The organism is Paenibacillus oceani, from assembly GCF_014705615.1.
In the GTDB taxonomy this organism is placed as follows: domain Bacteria; phylum Bacillota; class Bacilli; order Paenibacillales; family NBRC-103111; genus Paenibacillus_AB; species Paenibacillus_AB oceani.
In genome coordinates this window covers 51,052-70,803 of record NZ_JACXJA010000042.1, presented here as the reverse complement: position 1 = coordinate 70,803, position 19,752 = coordinate 51,052, and the positions used below count along the sequence as shown (strand labels likewise).

The window sequence follows — 19,752 nt, the reverse complement described above, 5'->3', positions numbered from 1 at the left end:
TCGTTTCGTTCCCTATACGGCCCCAAAAAAGCTTCCCCATCGCGCGCCTGAGCGCCTGCAGGGAAGCTTTCGTGTTCGATACGGACTATTCGTTGCTGCGGTTCGTAAAGATCATAATGTACTTGATCAGCTCAAGCAGGGAGATCAGAGCTGCAGCCACATAGGTCAGGGCGGCGGCGTTCAGCACTTTGGCCACTCCGCGTTCTTCCTCGTTCGTAATAAAACCTTCGGATACCATCAGCTCTCTCGCCCGGCTGCTTGCGTTAAACTCGACCGGAAGCGTTACTAGCTGGAAAGTGACGGCCGCCGAGAAGAAAATGATCCCGAGCAGGAGCAATCCCGACAACTGGAAGAAAAAACCGGCGATCAGCAGAAGCGGTGCAATCCCGGAAGTAATATTCACCAGCGGGAACATTTTGTGACGGGCGACAAGCATCGGATAGCTGACGCTGTGCTGGATCGCATGGCCGACCTCATGGCAGGCGACGGATACGGCTGAAATCGAACGTTCATAGTAAACCGGCTCGGACAACCGTACGACGCGCTGAACTGGGTCGTAATGGTCAGTGAGCGTTCCTCTTACCGCCTCGACCGGCACGTCATACAAGCCGTTGTTGTCCAGCATGCGCCGCGCTGCGTCGTAGCCGGTCATTCCGGACTGGACCGGCACTTGTGCCCACCGGTTAAACGTGCCCTTTACCCGGAATTGAGCCCAAATCGAGACGCCAAACGCGATGATGATGAGGAAGTCCATTGGGTGAAATAGGATCATCTGTTTCTTTGCCCTCCTTGATAACTTACTACTTACATTAATGGTCCTTTGCCGATCAGAAGGAGAAGTGCTTCGATGCAGGCCGCGCTTTGCGTTGCCAGCGTCTTGAATGCATATTTGGCTTGCTTCGGTTTCATATCCTCGAGGAGCGGGCTAAGCTCTTTCACTTCACGTTCCAGCTGGCGCAGCTGCAATTGCAAGGATGTCAGCTTTTCTGTCACTACCTCGTCTTGGCTGACTTTGCTCCACTGGGTCAAGCTTGCTTTAATTTCCTCCAGGGTGTACTTTTCCTTCTTCATCGTTTCTATACGTTTCAGGCGGGTCAAGGTTTCGTCTGTATACAATCGGTAATTCGTATCCGTTCTTTTTTCGGGAGAGATCAGTCCAAGTTTCGTATAATAATCGATCGTTCTCGAGCTTACTTCCGACATCCGGGCCAGTTCGCCTATTTTGTATAGTTTCATATCCCCAATTCGTTCACCCCTTATTATGGACCTATTTAGGCGGCGTCACTCACCGCGCTTCTAGCCTCATCATAAACCAAATGAAACCGTACAGTCAAACGTCATGCTTTGAATGAACTGTGAACTTTTTATGGCCTGATCGGGCACGGCTCCGGAAAGAATAGCTGACATGAATGCTTGAAAGACGAACAATTGTAGGTATACCTGACATCAACGTCTGGGAATTCAGTTGAAAATCAAAAAAAATGTTGTCAACTTTCTATCATCTGCGTATAATGACACTAAAGCGTTCGTAATGTGTTATAAAAACTAACATTAAAGGTGGTTTTCGCAATGAGAAAGGTTCTGTTCCTCTGCATGACCCTGCTTTTGGCGTTTCCGGTTACTGCGTTCGCGGCCGACGAACCGACCAATGCTATGCTGCAAATTGCGATCGATTCAGTCTGGGTGATGATCGCCGCCATCCTCGTCATTTTCATGCAAGCAGGCTTCGCGTTGCTGGAAGCCGGGTCCACACGAATGAAAAACGCCGGGCACGTCGCCGGCAAAACGATTTTGACGTTCGGCATATGTGCGCTTGCCTTCTGGGCGTTTGGCTTCGGGCTTACATTCGGCGACGGCGGCGCTTGGAACAAGCTGATCGGCTTCGGAGGTTTTTTCTATGACGGTACCGCCGAGCAAGCGGCGGCGGCCTATCCATCCTTGGCCGGCTCGGACGTGCCGGGCAGCATCAAGTTTTTGTTCCAGACGGCGTTCGTCGGCGTTGCGCTCTCGATCGCATGGGGCGGTTTCGCGGAACGCGCCAAGCTTTCCGTATACTTCATCTTCGGCTTATTGTTCACTGTAGTAATCTACCCGTTCGTGGCGCACTGGATCTGGGGCGGCGGCTGGCTGGCCGATCACGGCAAGCAGGATTTCGCAGGCTCCACGGTCGTTCACCTTCAGGGAGCGACGGCCGCCCTGGCCGCTACGCTTCTCCTAAAACCCCGTCTCGGCAAATATAATAAAGACGGCAAACCCAATCTCATTCCCGGTCACAACCAAGTGCTTTCCGTATTAGGGGTCATCATTTTGTGGATCGGCTGGTTCGGCTTTAACCCCGGCAGCACTTTGTCCGCTTTTAACGACGGCTTCTTCGGCTTCATCGCGATGAACACGAACCTGGCGGCTGCGGCCGGCGGCGTCGCGGCTCTGCTCGTCTCCTGGCTTTACTTCGGCAAGGCGGATATTCCGAGCATGCTCAACGGCGTACTTGCCGCGCTTGTGGCGATCACGGCTTCCTGTGCATTTGTCGAGCCTTGGGCGGCGTTTGTAATCGGTCTGGTAGCCGGCACGCTTACGTTTTTTACCGCACAATGGTTTGAGAAAGCGGGAGTGGACGATCCGGTATTCGCCTTCTCCGTTCACGGGATTGCGGGCGTATGGGGATCGCTGTCCACCGGATTTTTCGCGGCTCCGCGATTGGTCGAGATGACCGGCGTCGGCAAGGAAGGACTGTTTTACGGCGGTGGTTTCCATCAGCTCGGCGTTCAGGCGATGGGCGTTGCGGTATCGTTCGTCTTTGTCTTCGTCTTGGCCTACGCGATCTTGTGGGTCATGAAGAAAACGATGGGTCTGCGCGTAACCGAGGAAGAAGAAATTATGGGTCTCGATATTAGCGAGCACGGCAGTTACGGGTATCCGGAACAGCTGAAGAAGTCCGGCAACGAAACGGTAGCCCTGTAACGCCAGCTACGATTCCCGGGAAGGGGTCGATATGGAGCATACATGGATGGAACGATTCGACGTGTCGATATACAACGCCGTCAGCACCGAACAGCTGCGCGGCTTGAGGGACCGGATGCACTTCGAACTCCGGCCCTCCTTATTTGAAGATCCCGTCGTGTGGAACGACAGCGTCAACGCCGCACATGACCGGTTAATCGCCGGTACGATCGCGCTCGCGGAGCAGACGCTCCGTCTGGAAGGGTTTGGCGTTCCTCCGGTGCCGTATGCGTTCGTAGCGGTTGGCAGCGCCGGACGGATGGAGCAGACACTGTGGAGCGACCAGGATAACGGAATCGTCTATATCGATCCTCCCGGAGAGAGTAGAGAGGGTGCGGCGGCGTATTTCCGCTTTTTGTCCGAAAGGGTATTCAACTGGCTTCAGTCTGCCGGGTATCCGCCCTGTCCGGGCAACGTGCTGTGCACGAATCCGCTGTGGAACAAGCCGGCTTCCGGCTGGATCGATACGATCCGGGGATGGGCGAGCGATCCGCACTGGGAAAATATCCGCTACCTGTTAATGACGGCCGATCTTCGAAGTTTGTACGGCGACGCGGGACTGGTGGAACGGATTCGCCGTGGGTTCGCGGCGGCGCTTGCCGAGAAGCCGGATACGCTCGGACATATGCTGCAAAATACGCTGCATCATAAAATCACGATCGGCGTCTTCGGCAACATCATTACCGAGCGGTACGGGGAAGACGCGGGGGCGTTTGATGTGAAATACGGCGCCTACATTCCGCTTGTGAACGGAATTCGTCTGTTGGCGCTGGCGCACGGCATCTTCGTGCCTTCGACGTTCGAGAGGCTTGACAAGCTGAACGAGGGCCGCTTTTATCCCCAGGCCGAAATCGACCGGTGGCGCACGGCGTTTTTAACCGCTCTGGAGCTTCGGGCGGTCGCGGGGCACGAGAAGGAGGACGGGTTCTATACGACCCGGGGGATGATTGATCCGGAGCAAATGACCAAAGAAAACAAAAAACGTCTGAAAAGCTGCTTGCGAACGGGGATCGAGCTGCAGCAGACCGTCCGCAAAACGGTCGAGCGGATGACGGAACGAATGGCGAAGAAACGGGGCGGTCCGGCATGAAGGGGATGTCCAAGCTTTGGCATTTGTACCGCATGGGAGGCATTACGCCGGCTGTCGCTTCGATGTTCGACGCCCGCAACGCCCAGCAGATGGCCTTTATCCGGTCCGTTATGAAGGAACAGCGCAAAAACAGCATGTATGACATCCCGCTGCAGAAGCTCGACACGGTCGTGTTTGATCTGGAGACAACCGGTTTCTCTCCATACAGTGGCGATGAGATCATCTCGGTCGGGGCGGTCGGCATGTCCGGCGACTTCGTCATTGGCCAGGAATCGTACTACAGCCTCGTTCGTCCCGGCAAAAAAATTCCCGAAGACGTCGTCCGGCTGACCGGAATCCGGAACGAGGAAGCAGTTGAAGCGCCGGAGTTGATCACCGTCCTTAAGGAGTTTCTTGAATTTGTCAATCACCGGGTGCTTGTGGTGCACGGCAGCGGACACGATAAACACTTTTTGAATTCCGCGTTGTGGAAAACGTCGAAGGTAAATTTATCCCACCGGTTTATCGACTGTATGATACTCGCTCAAAGGCTTGAGCCGAAACGGGGCAGCTACGATCTCGACTCGTTATTGTCCGATTACGGCATAGAAGTGAACGGGCGCCATCACGCCCTCGGCGATGCGGGGATGACCGCGCAGTTGTGGAAATGCCTATTAAATGAAACGATACGCAGAGACGTATCGACGCTCGGGGACTTGTACGATTATTTGAGCCGCTAGAGAATCGAGTAAGGAACAGCGGTTAAAGTGCCGGAATGCCGATCCTTTTCCGGGGAAAGCCGATAAACTTCAATCTTCGGCGCATCGCCCGCCAAGGAGATGATCCAGTAGCTGGGCAAACCGCTCCAGACGCTGCTGCGGTCTTTCACAGACGGAAACGGAGGCGAGTCCGGGTGGGAATGGTAGATGCCCGCCAGTCGCAACCCGGAGCGCTCGGTTTCGTTCAAAAGGGCCAGCCATTCCCGTTCGTCGAATCGGAATGTATGTTCTGGTCGTTCCGCACGGTTCGTGATCGCAACGGCTGAAATAATGACGGGAGGTTGTCCGCCGCCGTCTTCCGCCCCGTAACCAAGCAGCGCTCCGCAAGCTTCGTGCGGCACTGATCGGACGCAATGTTCAACCACCTGTTCCAGAACTAAACGTTGAATAAGCAGCATGTTCCGCACACCCTCCCCTGTCTTCTTTCTATTATATAGGGTGGATGCGGCTTGTGCACTGCGGCTTCGAACGAGAGGGTATCAAAACAAAAACGAACAGCCCGTCGGATGCGGGCTGTTCGTATGCGTATAGGCGAACGTATTCAGCTTCAATTTACTTGGCGGTCCGGCTTGATCAGGAAAAAGACGAGTCCGAGCGTAATCAGCGCGAGGGACGAGACGGAGATAAATACGATCCGGTCGGACATATCCATCATCCAGCCGAATAATGGCGGCCCCGCCGCGACTCCTAGAAAGCGGAGGCAGTTGTACAGCGACGTGATCATGCCCCGCTGCTCCTTGGATACGGCACCGGTAATCATCGTGTTCAGGCAGGGGAGGAGCAGGCCGGTTCCGATGCTGCTGATCGTCAGAAGTCCGATAAAGATATACAGGTTGTTGAAGAAGAAAATCGTGCAGGCCAGGGAGACGGTCATGGCGATCAGGCCGATGTTCATCAGCCAGCGCATCAGGATGCCGTTTTTCTTAATGACGCTGCCGGTAATGTACGAGGTGGTGACCAGACCGAGCAGAGGGATGGCGAGCACCAACCCTTTTTTGACCCCGTCGACCTTGTACGGATCTTCCTCCAGCACATTGGACAAATAAAACAGCACGCCGAACAAAATAAACAAGCCGAGCGATCCCGCGAAAAACGATGTGATCAGCCAGCGCCCCTTCTCTTTCATAATTTGCCCGATGTTGCGGATGTAGTCTTTCAGCTTTTGCGGCTTTTTGTCGCGCTTCGGTTCCTTGATCAGCCAGATCACCGCGACGAGTGAAAGCGCACAAAAGACGGGAAATGCGAAAAAAGCGGCATACCAAATAATTAGAGCCAGCAGCGAGCCGATAATCGGGCTCAGCACTTTGCCGGCTCCGTTGGACGCCTCGGTCAGGCCCAGCGCCTTGCTTTCGGTGCCTCCCTCGAACAAGTCGCCCACCAGCGCCATCGCGATCGGGGCGGTGCCCGCAGCCGCCATGCCTTGAATCGCTCTGGAAATAATGATGATCGTATACGAATTCCACACCGCTCCGAATCCGGCCAAGATGCCGGCCCCTCCGTATACGATCAAGGAAGGGATAATGATCGCTTTGCGGCCGAATCGGTCGGACAAGTACCCGATCACCGGAATGAACAAGCCTGCCGACAGGGAGAAGAGCGTGATGACCAAGCTGCTCTGAAACTTGGTAATGCCCAGCTTCTCTTGCATATCGGGCAAAATCGGGACGAGCATCGAGTTGCCGAGCACGAGCACGAGCGGTATAGTGGCAATCGCCATAAAGACGAGCGCATGGCCTTTGCCGCCCGGCTCATCCTTCTTCGGCTTGGCTTGGCCGGCGGACTCGCCCGGATCGAAATCGATGTCGCTTTCGAACGTGATGTGTAGTTTTCCGGATTTCGTTTTCTCCATAAAGCTCCCCTCGCGCCGCTGTCATACTATTACTATAACCGTCCTCGGTCAAGGTCATTCTACGGCTGTTTGCCAAAATGTAACGCTTTGTTTGCGGAAGGAATGGAAATCGTCCCGAAAAGACTATAATATAAAGAATAAGACGACAGATCGATTCACACCATACAGCACGAATTGCGATAAAGACCGGATCGTAATTTCGGCGGGAAGGGAACTTGGGATAAGATGAAACGTAACATATGGATCCTTGCAGTCGTTCTAGTTCTTGTCGGTTTTGCCGTTTATCAAAATGTCAGTTTCGGTGACCGTCAAGCGTCGGTTTCGAAGGAAGCGGCCCCCAAGCCGAATTATATGGCTCCGGGCTTCAAGCTGACCGCGCTGGACGGCAGCGTGTATGAGGTCGGGGGAGCGCGGGAGAAGCCGCTGCTTATGAATTTCTGGGCGTCCTGGTGCGGACCTTGCGAGCTCGAAGCGCCGGATTTGGCCCATTTGTACAACAAATACAAAGACCAGATCGATTTCTATGCGGTTAATATGACAGCCAGCGACCGGATGGACAACATCAAGTCGTTCGTCAAACATTTCGAATTCACCTTCCCGGTGCTGCTCGATTCGGACGGCAAGGTAGGGGAGTTGTACCGGATTAGCGGAATTCCGATGACGTATCTGGTCGACAAAAACGGCGTGATCCGCGACGGATTCAGCATTTTGCATCCGGATGAACTGGAGAAGCGGATCAAAAAAATGATCGATTCCTGAATCGCTATCCTATGCGAAAAAGCTGCCCCGTTAAGGGCAGCTTTTTCGCATTTCTATAAAGATAACGCGCGTATCGTCTGATTGTTCCTGCTTATGCCAGTTCCGTTTCCCGTTTCCGGAGGCGTCAGTGATTGACAAGTCCCAGCTGTGCTTGCCGGTCCGCCTGCGGTTCAATCCGGGTTTTGCCGATCAGCGCATAGCGGATACTGTCCAGCAGCGCTTCCCAGCTTGCTTCGATAATGTTCTCGGATACGCCTACCGTACTCCATGTATTGTTGATGTCGGTCGATTCGATCAATACGCGAACCTTCGCCGCAGTAGCGTCTTTTTCATTAATGACGCGGACTTTGTAGTCGGACAGATGCATGTCGCGAATATCCGGATAAAATTGGACGAGCGCTTTGCGAAGGGCGTTATCCAGCGCGTTTACCGGTCCGTTGCCTTCGGCCGCCGTATATACCGTCTCCCCGTGAACTTTCATCTTCACGATCGCTTCCGATACGACCGAGTCTCCCGGCGATTTGGCGACGATCAGCTTGAACGACTCCATCGTGAAAATATCTTCGATATCGCCGAACGCTCGGCGCAGCAACAGCTCCAGCGAAGCGTCCGCTCCTTCGAACTGGTAGCCTTGATGCTCCAGCTCCTTGATTTTCTCGATAATTTGCTTCGTTTGATTCGTCTCGTTGCTCATATCGAGATTGAGCTCTTGCGCCTTGACCAGCAGATTGCTCTGTCCGGCGAGCTCAGATACGAGCACGCGCTGCTTGTTGCCGACCAGCTCGGGCACAATATGCTCGTACGTTTTGGCGTGTCGCATAATCGCCGAGACGTGAATGCCTCCCTTATGGGCAAAAGCGGCTGAGCCGACGAACGGCTGATTGACCGCCATGTTGACATTTGCGATCTCGCTGACGTATCTGGCGACCGAGGTCAGGCTCTGAAGCTGCTGTTCGGATACGCAGTTGTAGTCGAGCTTGAGCTGCAGGTTCGGAATGACGGAGCATAGATTGGCATTGCCGCAGCGCTCGCCGAAGCCGTTGATCGTCCCTTGTACTTGCCGCGCGCCGGCCTGAACGGCGGCCAGACTGTTGGCGACCGCCAGTTCGCAATCGTTATGAGCGTGAATGCCGACCGGCGTTTTCAGCTTGCTGCATACCGTCTTGACGATATCCGACACTTCGCCGGGCAGGGAGCCGCCATTCGTATCGCACAGGACGACCCAGTCGGCGCCTGCCGCTTCCGCTTTCTGAATCGTGGCCAGCGCGTATTCCGGATTGTTCTTGAATCCGTCGAAGAAATGCTCCGCGTCATAAATCACTTCAAGTCCTTGACTCTTCAAATAGCGGACCGAGTCGTAAATCATGTTCAAATTTTCTTCAAGCGACGTCTGAATCGCTGTATGGACATGGAAATCCCACGATTTGCCGAAGATCGTCGCCACGCTGACACCGGATTCGACGAGACGGTTCAGATTCGGATCGGTTTCCGCCTTCGAGTCTTTCCGGCGGGTGCTGCCGAATGCCGTCACTTTGGCGTGGGTCAGGTTCAGCTCTTTGGAGCGGTGAAAAAATTCGATGTCTTTGCCGTTGCTGCCCGGCCATCCGCCTTCAATATAATGAACGCCCAGACGGTCGAGCTTTTGGGCGATTTTCAATTTGTCCTCGACGGAAAGGCTGATTCCTTCCCCTTGCGTTCCATCCCGTAAAGTCGTGTCAAAAATAATTACTGGGGTTGCCATGAACTTCCTCCTCCGCATTCTGAAGCATAAGCCGCGCTGCATTCCCTCCATTATAACATTTTGACCGAAATATTGAAGTAGTTTTGCAAAGTTGTCCGGTATTAGTCCTGTCTGTTTGGTATATTGTCACGAATGCGCGAAAAGCGGGCCCCGCTTGACCCGAAGCGCCGGCAAAGGTATGCTGGGATGGAACGCTGATTAGGGGGAACGCCCGATGAAATTCGCGAACGAGCCATACTTGCACGCTCCGGCGGAGCATAAGGCTTCGAGAATGGCAAACGGTACCGGTCCGTTATGAATCGAACGGCAACAGACGGCCATTATCCCAAAAACGGCAGAGTCATTCTGCATATCGATATGAACGCGTTTTACTGCTCGGTGCACGAGGCGGTGGAGCCGGACTTATATAAAGGAAAGCCTCTTGCCGTCGGCGGCAATATCGAGCTGCGCAAGGGCATTATCGTCACGTCCTCCTATGCAGCAAGAGCGAAGGGCGTCAAGACGGGGATGCACATCCGCCAAGCTTTGAAAGTATGCCCGGACCTGGTCGTGCTGCAGCCGGACTTCGATTTGTACCGCCAATTTTCCCGCAAGTTCATGCAGGTCATCTACGGTTACTCCCCTATGGTGGAAGCGATGTCCATAGACGAATGTTATGTGGATATTACGGGCTCCAAGCAGTTCGGCACGCCGCTGCAGATCGCCGGAATTATTCAGACGCGAATCCGCGACGAGCTTCGTCTGCCGTGCTCCATCGGGGTCGCCCCGAACAAGCTGCTGGCGAAGATGGCTTCCGATATGAAGAAGCCGAACGGCATAACCGTGCTGCGCAAGCGCGACGTCGAGCGGCTGCTGTGGGACAAGCCGTGCTCGCACCTGTTCGGAATCGGCCACCGGATGGGAGACCGGCTGCGCAAGCTGAACTTGTACACGATCGGGGATGTGGCGAAAGCGGACGAATCGTTTCTGGTGAAGCATTTCGGCGTAAACGGATTGTGGCTGAAGCAGGCGGCGAACGGTATCGACGATTCGCCGGTCAATCCGGAGCGGGAGCAAAGCAAATCGATCGGGCATACGACGACGCTGCCCAAAAATTTGACAGAGGCGTCGGATATTTCCCGAGTCTTCCTAAACTTGTCGGATCAGGTGGCGAGAAGGCTGAGGAGGCAAAAGCTGCTCGCAAGCACGATCCAGATTACGATCCGCGACCCGGATATGAAGACGATTACGCGCTCCCATACCATCTCCGTGCCAACGGAAAATGCGGATGAAATTCACCGGTTGTCGGTCAAGCTGTTCCAGGAGCATTGGGGGTACGGAAAGCCGGTCCGCTTGCTCGGTGTAACGCTTCAGAGCTTGCAGCCGAAAAATACGGCGGCGATCCAGCTTGATCTGTTCGAGTACGAGCAACATCCGAAGAAGGAACAGCTCAACGCCACGATGGACCGCATCCGCGACAAATACGGCGAAGACGCGATCCTTACCGCCGGTATGGTCGGCACCGATCCGTCGACATGGATCCGCAATCACAAGAGGAGAGGCACTTCGCTGCAGATGGACCATCTTCGTGAGAGGGGGCTGGACGAATGACGGGAAGAAAGCCGCATATAATCGGATTCGCCGGCTACTCCGGAAGCGGGAAGACGACGCTTGCCGTTCAGGTCGTCGATAGAATTAGCCGGCACGGACTGAAGGTGGCCGTCGTTAAGCACGACGGCCACGGCCATTACCGGGAATCGGAAGGGACCGATTCCGCCCGTTATGCGGCGACTGGCGCCGAAGCGGTAATCGTTGCCGGCCCCGGCTACTCGTACAAGTACGAGAAAACCGGCGGGGGAGCGGGCCTTGGCAATGCGCTCGCAGGACTGGACGGCTTCGACTTGATCGTCGTGGAGGGCTTTAAGAAAGAGCCGATCCCCAAGCTCGTCCTGATGCGGACGGAGGAGCAGGTACGAGACGGGAGTCTGATCGACGACCATACGGTGGCGCTCGTCCTTAAGAAGATCGGGGACGGAACGTATCCGGCGGCGGGAGAGCGGAATATTCCGGTCCTGGACATCGACGACCCGGACGGGGTCGCCGCGTTTGTTTTGCGCCGTTTTTCGTATATTTAAAGACGTGAAAGCGTAGCCTATATAAAGGTTGGCAAGCCTCAAAAGGTTTGAACTTTATATAGTTTTGTATTATAGTGGACAGTAGAGGTTACTATTTGAGGAGGAATTATTCATGGCTAAGTACACATGGGTAGAAAAAGATACATGCATTGCATGCGGCGCATGCGGCGCAACTGCCCCTGACATTTACGACTACGACGATGAAGGGCTTGCGGAAGTTATTTTCGAAGACGACAACAACCGCGGCGTTACGGAAATTCCGGACGATCTGTACGACGATCTGCAAGATGCCTCCGACGGCTGCCCGACCGATTCGATCAAAATCGCTGATACTCCGTTTAATAAATAAGCTGTGCGAACGAAGTCTTCCCGTTTAGGGAAGGCTTTTTTAATGTTTAAGTTCGTTTAAGCGATAAAGCGAACCGAGACATTCCGGGCGAAGGAAAGCTGCCGTTTGCGCCGGGTCATTCGATGTGGCCGTTCCTCATGGAAGCTCGGTCACGTGTGCCCGCTTATGAGCAAGGGGAACCGATTAAGAGCGGTTGTTTGCACCCTCTATTTTGTCCGAAAACCCGCCTGGGCACGGAATAAGAGTGGTTTGAAGGTTCTATTATCCGCGAAAAGGGTGCAGATGTGGCCAGCAGGTTGAAATAAGGGGTACATATCGCCTTTATCCGTCTCTGTTTTCCCAACAGGCCGAGAATAGAGGGGCCAGAGGGGCTTAGTGCCGGCACGGCACGTATCCGTTTCCTTCGCGTGAGTGAGTTACGGTGTGCGGTGCCTGTTTACCTGTTCGCCGGTCGGCTGTCCCTGTTTAGATGGAGACGCTCTGCTTCCCCCCGGATGGTAATATCGCCTATTTACGCAGATCGTTTGCACCTCATTCTTGTATATGTTTTCATCGTTCTTAAAGAAAATTTAAACTGGATATCGTATACTGGCCAAGGATCAGACCGGAATTGTTAATTTTCACACCAATTGTAAATCTGTCGTTGCTATAAGTCGATACGCGGCATACAATAGGCATATGGGAGGGGCGCGATGCGTCTATTTTCCTATTACGACAGATCGTACGGAGAGGTTCGGGGAGGAGCCGATGAATAAGAGAAACTGGAAAACAACGGTCGTCGCGGCATTGGTTGTTTTTTTATTTGCCGTCTTAACGTATACGACCGGAACCGGCGGAACGTTCCACTATATCGAGAATCCGCTGCGCGACGCGCTTGGCGCCAAAAACGTATGGCAACGCGAGCCGGATACGTCAATCAAAATTTTGAAAATTGATTCCAGATCGCTGGATGCGATCGGACAGTTTCCGTGGGACCGTTCCGTATACGCAGCCGTCATCGAAAAGCTGGAGCTAGGCAAAGTAAAAGCGATCGGGCTTGACGTCACGTTCCCGGAGCCGAGCAAGGACCCGAAGCAGGACCAGGCTTTGGCGGAGGTCATGCGCAAATACGGCAACGTGGTGCTTCCCGTTAATTTCAACTTTCCGGCCAAGCAGCAATCCAGCGGCCTGCTGGAGTATGACCGGATTGAAGTTCCCTCGCCGGCCATTCAGGCTCCGAAAAGTCAGCTGGCGCACATTAACGTGTTCCCCGACAATGACGACCGCGTCCGCAGGCTGATCGTAGGGCTGCCGGAGAAGTCGGGGGAGATGATCGAGGCGTTCAGCGTCAAGCTGGCCAATTACGCGCTTGGCGATACCGAGAAAGTACGCTGGGATGCGGAGCAGCGCAAATGGTACCGCGGCAGCTCGCCAATTCCCGTCAACTCGAGAAACCAGGTGATCACGCAGTTTTACAGCGAGCCGCGCCAGGAGAAAGATTTAAGTACGGGTTATGATTCGTTCTCGTTCAGCGACGTGCTCAGCGGCAAAATCGACGCGAACATGTTCGAAAACGATATTGTCCTGATCGGGCCTTATACGACCGCACTTCAGGACGAATATATGACGCCGATGAGCCGGGCGATCAAAATGTTCGGGGTCGAAATCCATGCCAATATGGTCCAGTCGATACTGGATAGCCGGTTCTGGAACGAAGCCGGCAAGCCGGCCGGTATCGCTATTCTTGCTCTGGTCGTGCTGCTCGCCGCCTTTTTGTTCGGAACGTTCAGAGGCAGAGCCGCCTTATTCTGGTTTATCGGACTTTCAGTCTTGTACATAGGAGCGTTCATTGTCGCCAATGAAGCGCTTCGTATTTACTTGCCGATCTTTTATCCGCTGCTGGCGATCATTCTGATGTACGTCTGGTCGATCGTCGACCATTATTTGGCGGAGCGCCGGGAGCGCGGGCGTGTGACGGGCATCTTCGGAAGGTTCGTGCCGAAGGCGGTCGTCGACCAGATGCTCGCATCGGGCAATGAGGTGAAGCTCGGCGGAGAACGGATGGACATATCGCTCATCTTCGTAGATATCCGCGGATTCACGACGCTGTCCGAAAAGCTGGAGCCCGAGCAGGTCATCCAATTTTTGAACGAATATTTGGACGTGTGCACGAAAGCTGTATTCAAATACAACGGGACGCTCGACAAATTTATCGGCGACGGCGTGATGGCGATGTTCGGGGCGCCGGTCAAGTACGATAACCATGCGGAGATGGCGGTAAGAGCAGCGCTCGAGATGAAGAAGCAGACAGCCAGTCTCGAAAAGCGGCTTATGCAGAAACTGGGCTTTACCGTCCGGTTCGGCATCGGCATTAACTGCGGCCCGGCGATCGTAGGCAATATCGGTTCGGAGGAGTTGCGTCTCGACTATACGGCGATCGGGGACACCGTCAATCTGGCGGCCCGGCTCGAATCGAACGCCAAGCCCGGACAAATTCTGATCAGCGACGCCTTGTACGAGAGGGTTAAAGAGTTGTTCGAGATCGAAAGTATGGGCGAAATCAAGGTGAAGGGCAAGGAGCTCCCGGTAAACATTTATCAGGTGCACGCGGAGAAGTAAGGACCTAATGGTATCCAATTAGGCGAAAGAACTGATAAAATAAACGTACAACTTCGTTTTGCGCTGCCGAATGCGGCAGATCAGGAAACTAAAGAGGAGATTTTAACAGGGAAGAGGAGAAATGGGAGAATGAAAAGCAGATCCGTATTGTCTGTGATGCTGTGCCTGACGCTTTTGATCAGTCTGCTGACGGGGCCGCTAGCCGGTATAGCTAATGCCAAGGAGAGCCGTGCGGCGATCGTGGTCAGTGTCCAGGGCACCGTCATGGTGACGAAAGCGGGCGGATCGTCCCCCTTTAGAGCTGTCGAGGAGATGAGCCTGAATCAGGGAGACCATATCCGGACGGAGGAAGGCTCCCGTATCGTCTTGCGCGTGGCGGACGGGGAGGACGAAGTAACGATCGGCGAGAACACGGAGATGTACATATCGTCTCTCGTCGAAGCCGACGATGGAGGCAAGAAGTCCAAGCTGAAAATGTGGGCCGGCTCGTTATGGTTCAAAGTGAAAAAGCTGGTGAACGCCGACGATGAATTCGAGGTGGAAACACCGACCGCCGTTATGGGTGTTCGCGGCTCGAACGGTTATATTGAAGCGAGATACGGGCAGCTTTTTGCCCTGATGACGTCCGGTGTGTTGGAGACGAGAGGGACAAGCGGAACCGGAACGGGAGACCCCGCACGGGTATACCCCGGTCAGCAGATCATCCAATTGCCGGGGACGCCCGACGTCGGGGCGGATCATGTAACTCCGCTGGATGTGCAGTCGTTTATTAACGAAGCTACGCCGGAAGTGATCAACGCTTTATTAAAGTCGATTCAGCAAATCCGCGAAGAAAACGATCAATTCATCCGCGATATTGCGGACGGCGCCAAGGAAATCGATCCGAGCACCGGCTTGGCGCTTGCATCCGAGGACGACTTGCGTAAATTCGGCGAGAACTTAAAAAATTTGCTCGCTAACGTAGCCAAAGGCGCGATCGATACGAAGAAGCTGTCGGAAAGCAGCGTGCATGACCTGATCGATAAAGCGAACGAGAAATACAGACACGACCCGATTGATCTTGGCAATATCAAGCCGTTTGATCTGTCGGTCGGACTTGATCCGAACGTACAGAAGGCTAAGCTGGATCGGTTGAAGGAGCTGCAGGAGCAGCGGGAACGAATGAAGCAGCAGGAAAAGCAGCTGGAAGAAATCAAAAAACAGCAGCATGCGGCGTTGGTCGAACGGCTGGAAGCGGAGCGCAAACGTCTGGAGGAAGCGAACCGGAAAGCGCAGGAGGAGCGCGAGCGGCTGGCCCGCGAGCAGTATGAGCGGCAGTTGGCGCAGGAGGAGCGTACGCGCTTCCTGGAAGACCAGCGTAAACATCAGGAGGAGCTCCGCAGACAAGAAGGCGGAGCGCCTGTCCAGCCGAATCCCGGAACGCCTTCGCCAGGCGGCAGCGGGGGAAGCGACAGCGGCGGAGATCCGGGCAGCACGCCGGACACGACCCCGCCGACCGGCACGGTAAAGATCAATAACAGCAGCGAATCCGCGCCGACGACAACGCTGCCTGCGGTTACGCTGTACATCGCAGCATCTTCGGATACGGCGAAGGTGATGGTGTCGGAAGCGTTAGACTTCGCCGGAGCGTCGTGGATTCCGTTCCAGAAGTCGTCCGAAGGGGATTTCATGGCGCTGAGCCATCAGCTGTCGAGCGGATATGGCTCGAAGACGATATATGTGAAGCTGCAGGATGCGGCGGGCAATGTGTCGGCTCCGGTATCGGCGTCGATCGAATACAAGGTTCAGCCGACGGTTTCTCTCCGGACGGACAAATCGGCTCAAGAGATGATGGAGCTGAATGACTGGGATTCATTCCAGCTCGACATCGTCATGAACAACTTTGCGGCAAACGATGCGTTTTATGCAGTCGAGGTTGAGCTTACGTACGGCAGCGAGTTGGATGCTAGCACGTATGGCTACACGGACAGCGGTGACGATTACATTTTCGACCCGGATACGAGCGTAAGTACGGCAGGGCAGCAAAGGAATGGAAATCAGCCTACCGTTTTGACGTATGTAGCGACGAAATTTTCGACGACGGACAATTTGCCTCCGATCAGTTCGGAGAAAAAGCTTGTAACGCTGTCGTTCTCTGCGATGAATGACAGTCAGATCGCCAAGCAGGGAACGATTCAGATTACGAAAGTAACCGTGGTTAATGCAAGCGGCGACGCGATTGCGGGCATTAGCTTTACCGCCAATCCGATCTTGTATCAGGTTGCGGGTTATGCGGGAGGAAATTAAAATGAACCGAACTAACTTCAAGAGAAAGATTGCCGTCGTTCTGGTATGGATGCTGGCAGTCGGCTGCATCGGCTTGTCCGGTATATTCCAGGCAGGCACGGCGGCTGCGCAGTCGGTCGGGGTAACTCTTGCTCCCCCTGTCGCTTGCGAAGAACCGGCCGTGCAACAAACGGTCTATGTATCCGTCTATAATAAGAGCTCCGGGCAGACGTTGTGCTACCAGTCGAGCCTTTTCCAATTAACCGGCAATATCGGCGACCAGATGGAAGTCACCGTGCATATGCCCGAATTCGGGCAAAACGCTTTGATAGAATACCAGTATAATTACGAGCCGTATCCAAGTTATGAATATATGCAATCCCTCAGCCTTAAGCTTTCCGGGAGTTTCATCATCTCGCAAGGAACGAACGCCCTGCAGATCGGGGTCAGAACGAGCAGCAGCTACGGACCGGCGGTATATGCGAAGCCTAGCGGCACGCTGGCATACAGCCGCCATACGGATTCGAACGGAGTGCTGAAGCTGAATCCGGACGGGCAATCTTCACAACCCGGCAGCTATGACTTATTCATCGATTATTTTGGTTATGCGGAATGGGGAGTTCAACTGGTCGACTCCAGCGGACAGCCGTTATCCGGCGTCTCGGCCGTATCTCTGAACAACGACGGCCGCCACTCCTTTCCCCAAGTTCCGGTTCCGGCGGACGGACAAATTTATGCTGTATATACCCCCCCGGGAGGCCAAGGAAACGGACGGATCGAGTCGATTCTGATCGGTCATCTGCCGGATTCGAGCCAAGTCGTCAAGGTTGTACTCGATCCGGAGGGGCAGGCGGATGTTACGCTGGATCAGGTAGTCCGGACGGATGCAACGTTGAACCTGCTTGCGCGGTTTGGCAATCATCTGTACCTGCTGGATAATGAACCCGCCCCTCCGTGGGTTCACAAAGAAATTGTATTGGAAGCGACCCGAAATAGTCCGAACAACCCGACAACAGGCGGAGTCAAGCATTTGTTAACGGTTATATATACGGCGCCTGTGGAACAGAGTCCTTATGAGAACTCTCATTACATACCGATTCATACGGATTACTGGAGAACGGTGACGCTCGTCCATGCGAACCCTGCCTTGCCGGGCAGCGCTCTTTCGAACGTCAGAGTGTATTTGAATCGGGATGACTACCCTTCTTTTAATTCGATGTACACGTATACCGACAGTCAAGGAAAAGCGACTTTTTACGATTTTGACAGTTATTCGGTAGAACTCCCTTATACGTATAATCTGGCTTCGGAAGACGGAGGCAACGGGCACAAGCCTGCACTTATTCAGATCGGTCCCGACTTCTGGAACAACGATACCGGCGAGACGCAGCTTAAAGTAACCGAGTTGAAGCGGCCGGGCAGCGACGATCCGAATTCGGAGTTCCAACTGAAGGATCTGGTCTGGTTCGCGCAAAACTTCCAGTCCCCCGAGTACTTCTACGATATGAACCAGGATGGGGATGTAACCAAGGAAGATTTGAATATTTTGCTCAGAATTCTTGCACCAACTTTACTATTCGATTAACGGACAAAGGAGAGACCCATGAAAAAAAAGGATAAACTGCTCATCGCTCCGTTGCTGGCCGCTTCTTTGTTCCTTGGAGGCACGGCGGCGACCGGCGCCGGCATCGGTTTGGCCGTAACCGGCGGGGAAGGACAACCGCTCTCTCAAGTCACAACGGTCGCAGGCAGAGGCGACTTGGGCGAAGCGAACGGCAAAGCTGCAGATTCCACGTTCCGGGCGCCGTGGAGCCTGCTGGCGCTTCCAGACGGCTCGGTGCTGGTGGCGGATGCGCGCAGCCACTTGATCCGCAAGCTCGCCGCCTCGGAAGTTTCGACTTACGCGGGAATTACGATCGGCAAAGACGACTATTCCTACCCGATCGGCGGGATGATCGACGGCGCGGCAGCCGCTGCGGTATTCCAGCAGCCGAAAGGACTCGCGGCCGATCAAGCCGGCAACGTGTATGTGGCGGATACGGAAAACCATGCGATCCGCAAAATCGGCAAAAACGGCGAGGTGACGACTCTGGCCGGCAGCGGGGTTCTCGGCAGCAAGGACGGGAAAGGGGAGGAAGCCGCCTTTCATACGCCTCAGGACGTAGCGGTGGCTGCTAACGGAACGGTATATGCAGCCGATACGTTGAATCATACGATCCGTAAAATAACCGCAGACGGAACCGTAACGACGTTAAATGCGTTATCGGAGCGCGCCGTGGAAGTGACCCCGGGCCAGCTCGTTCCTGCCGGAGATTATGTTGACGGCCCCTTGAAGTCGGCGAAGTTCAACGAGCCGGCGGGGCTTGCGCTTGACGCGAAAGGCAATCTGTACGTGAGCGATTCCGGCAATCAGGTGATCCGTTATATCGATTTTAGCACCGGCACCGTTACAACGGTGGCCGGCGACAGCAAGACGGCTTACGGAAAAAACCAGATGTATGCAGCCGGCGATTTCGCCGACGGGGAAGCGGGAGCCGCCCGGTTTAATTTCCCGAAAGGACTCGCGGTTACGGCGGACGGAGGTTTGCTTATTGCGGACGCGCTGAACCATTCGGTCCGTTACTTGAAGGACGGTGTCGTCCGCACGGCAGCCGGACAAAAGGATAACGCCGGCGGCAGCCGGGACGGAACGGAACGGTATGCCGGCTTCCATCACCCTGCCGATGTGGCGGTGCTGTATGACGGCAGCATCCTCGTGGCGGACGCCTATAACAACAAAATCAGAAAAATCGCGTTTTATGATCTGCCAGAAGGCATTACTTCGGACGCTATGATTAAAGTTGTATACGGAGGAAGCCCAATCCGTTTCGAAGCGCCGCCGGAGCTGAGCAACGGACGTACGATGGTCCCTGTCCGGGCCATTACGGAAGCGCTTGGCTTTCAAGTTACGTTTAATGTGGATGAGTCGACAGGGGAGAGAACCGTCGATTTGAGCAAGGACGCAGCTACGATCCGCCTGACGATCGGCCAGGAAGAGCTGAAGCGAATCGCGCAAGACTCGACCGTTACTCGTCTGCAGATGGACGTTGCGCCTTATATCCAGTCGGATCTTACGTACGTGCCGGTCCGGTTTTTCGCCGAAGGTCTCGGGTTAAACGTCGAGTGGCACGAAGCGACAAGCACTGTTATTTTGCGGGATAACCGGTAGAAATCAGGATACGTCTTTACT

General features: G+C 54.5%; 16 protein-coding genes. 11 read left to right on the top strand and 5 right to left on the bottom strand.

Annotated features, from left to right (window positions below):
• Positions 1–85: 85 nt before the first annotated feature.
• Positions 86–772: a zinc metallopeptidase gene (locus IDH45_RS26040; protein ID WP_190931071.1), complete on the bottom strand. Its 687-nt coding sequence runs from the start codon at positions 770–772 to the stop codon at positions 86–88.
• Between the two features lie 32 nt (positions 773–804).
• Entirely contained in the window at positions 805–1,236 is a 432-nt protein-coding gene (locus IDH45_RS26035; protein WP_190931070.1) for a MerR family transcriptional regulator, read from the bottom strand.
• 333 nt (positions 1,237–1,569) lie between these two features.
• Here IDH45_RS26035 and IDH45_RS26030 point away from each other — a divergent pair, with 333 nt between their 5' ends.
• From IDH45_RS26030 to IDH45_RS26020, 3 genes are read left to right on the top strand one after another with little or no spacing between them, the layout of a single operon-like run.
• The gene (locus tag IDH45_RS26030) at positions 1,570–2,961 is read left to right on the top strand and encodes an ammonium transporter (protein WP_190931069.1); all 1,392 of its coding nucleotides are present in this window, start codon (positions 1,570–1,572) and stop codon (positions 2,959–2,961) included.
• A gap of 31 nt (positions 2,962–2,992) precedes the next feature.
• Positions 2,993–4,090, top strand: a complete 1,098-nt coding sequence (locus IDH45_RS26025; protein ID WP_190931068.1) for a DUF294 nucleotidyltransferase-like domain-containing protein — start codon at positions 2,993–2,995, stop codon at positions 4,088–4,090.
• Positions 4,087–4,809: an exonuclease domain-containing protein gene (locus IDH45_RS26020; protein ID WP_190931067.1), complete on the top strand. Its 723-nt coding sequence runs from the start codon at positions 4,087–4,089 to the stop codon at positions 4,807–4,809. The genes IDH45_RS26025 and IDH45_RS26020 overlap by 4 nt, the downstream gene beginning before the upstream one ends.
• Here IDH45_RS26020 and IDH45_RS26015 read toward each other — a convergent pair.
• Positions 4,806–5,246 carry a Mov34/MPN/PAD-1 family protein gene (locus IDH45_RS26015; RefSeq protein WP_190931066.1) on the bottom strand — a complete coding sequence of 147 codons (441 nt, stop codon included), beginning with the start codon at positions 5,244–5,246 and terminating at the stop codon, positions 4,806–4,808. The genes IDH45_RS26020 and IDH45_RS26015 overlap by 4 nt on opposite strands.
• A 149-nt stretch (positions 5,247–5,395) precedes the next feature.
• On the bottom strand, positions 5,396–6,697 hold the full coding sequence (locus IDH45_RS26010) for an MFS transporter (protein WP_190931065.1): 1,302 nt from the start codon (positions 6,695–6,697) through the stop codon (positions 5,396–5,398).
• A 225-nt stretch (positions 6,698–6,922) separates the two neighbouring features.
• On the opposite strand from IDH45_RS26010, the gene IDH45_RS26005 reads away from it, so the two are divergent.
• Complete coding sequence (locus tag IDH45_RS26005) at positions 6,923–7,456, top strand: TlpA disulfide reductase family protein (RefSeq protein ID WP_190931064.1); 534 nt, start codon at positions 6,923–6,925, stop codon at positions 7,454–7,456.
• Between the two features lie 124 nt (positions 7,457–7,580).
• Here IDH45_RS26005 and cimA read toward each other — a convergent pair whose 3' ends face one another.
• The gene (gene cimA, locus IDH45_RS26000) at positions 7,581–9,197 is read right to left on the bottom strand and encodes a citramalate synthase (protein ID WP_190931063.1); all 1,617 of its coding nucleotides are present in this window, start codon (positions 9,195–9,197) and stop codon (positions 7,581–7,583) included.
• Positions 9,198–9,491: 294 nt separating this feature from the next.
• Here cimA and IDH45_RS25995 point away from each other — a divergent pair, with 294 nt between their 5' ends.
• The 7 genes from IDH45_RS25995 to IDH45_RS25965 all read left to right on the top strand — a co-directional run bounded on the left by IDH45_RS25995 (position 9,492) and on the right by IDH45_RS25965 (position 19,731).
• On the top strand, positions 9,492–10,787 hold the full coding sequence (locus IDH45_RS25995; protein WP_190931062.1) for a DNA polymerase IV: 1,296 nt from the start codon (positions 9,492–9,494) through the stop codon (positions 10,785–10,787).
• Positions 10,784–11,311 carry a molybdopterin-guanine dinucleotide biosynthesis protein B gene (gene mobB / locus IDH45_RS25990; protein ID WP_190931061.1) on the top strand — a complete coding sequence of 176 codons (528 nt, stop codon included), beginning with the start codon at positions 10,784–10,786 and terminating at the stop codon, positions 11,309–11,311. The genes IDH45_RS25995 and mobB overlap by 4 nt, the downstream gene beginning before the upstream one ends.
• A gap of 112 nt (positions 11,312–11,423) precedes the next feature.
• Entirely contained in the window at positions 11,424–11,660 is a 237-nt protein-coding gene (locus IDH45_RS25985; RefSeq protein ID WP_190931060.1) for a ferredoxin, read from the top strand.
• Between the two features lie 747 nt (positions 11,661–12,407).
• Positions 12,408–14,258, top strand: a complete 1,851-nt coding sequence (locus IDH45_RS25980) for a CHASE2 domain-containing protein (protein WP_190931059.1) — start codon at positions 12,408–12,410, stop codon at positions 14,256–14,258.
• Between the two features lie 129 nt (positions 14,259–14,387).
• The gene (locus IDH45_RS25975; protein ID WP_190931058.1) at positions 14,388–16,544 is read left to right on the top strand and encodes a FecR domain-containing protein; all 2,157 of its coding nucleotides are present in this window, start codon (positions 14,388–14,390) and stop codon (positions 16,542–16,544) included.
• 1 nt (position 16,545) lies between these two features.
• Entirely contained in the window at positions 16,546–18,108 is a 1,563-nt protein-coding gene (locus IDH45_RS25970; RefSeq protein ID WP_190931057.1) for a hypothetical protein, read from the top strand.
• A gap of 18 nt (positions 18,109–18,126) precedes the next feature.
• Positions 18,127–19,731, top strand: coding sequence for a stalk domain-containing protein (locus IDH45_RS25965; protein ID WP_190931056.1), 1,605 nt, complete (start codon positions 18,127–18,129; stop codon positions 19,729–19,731).
• Positions 19,732–19,752: the final 21 nt, after the last annotated feature.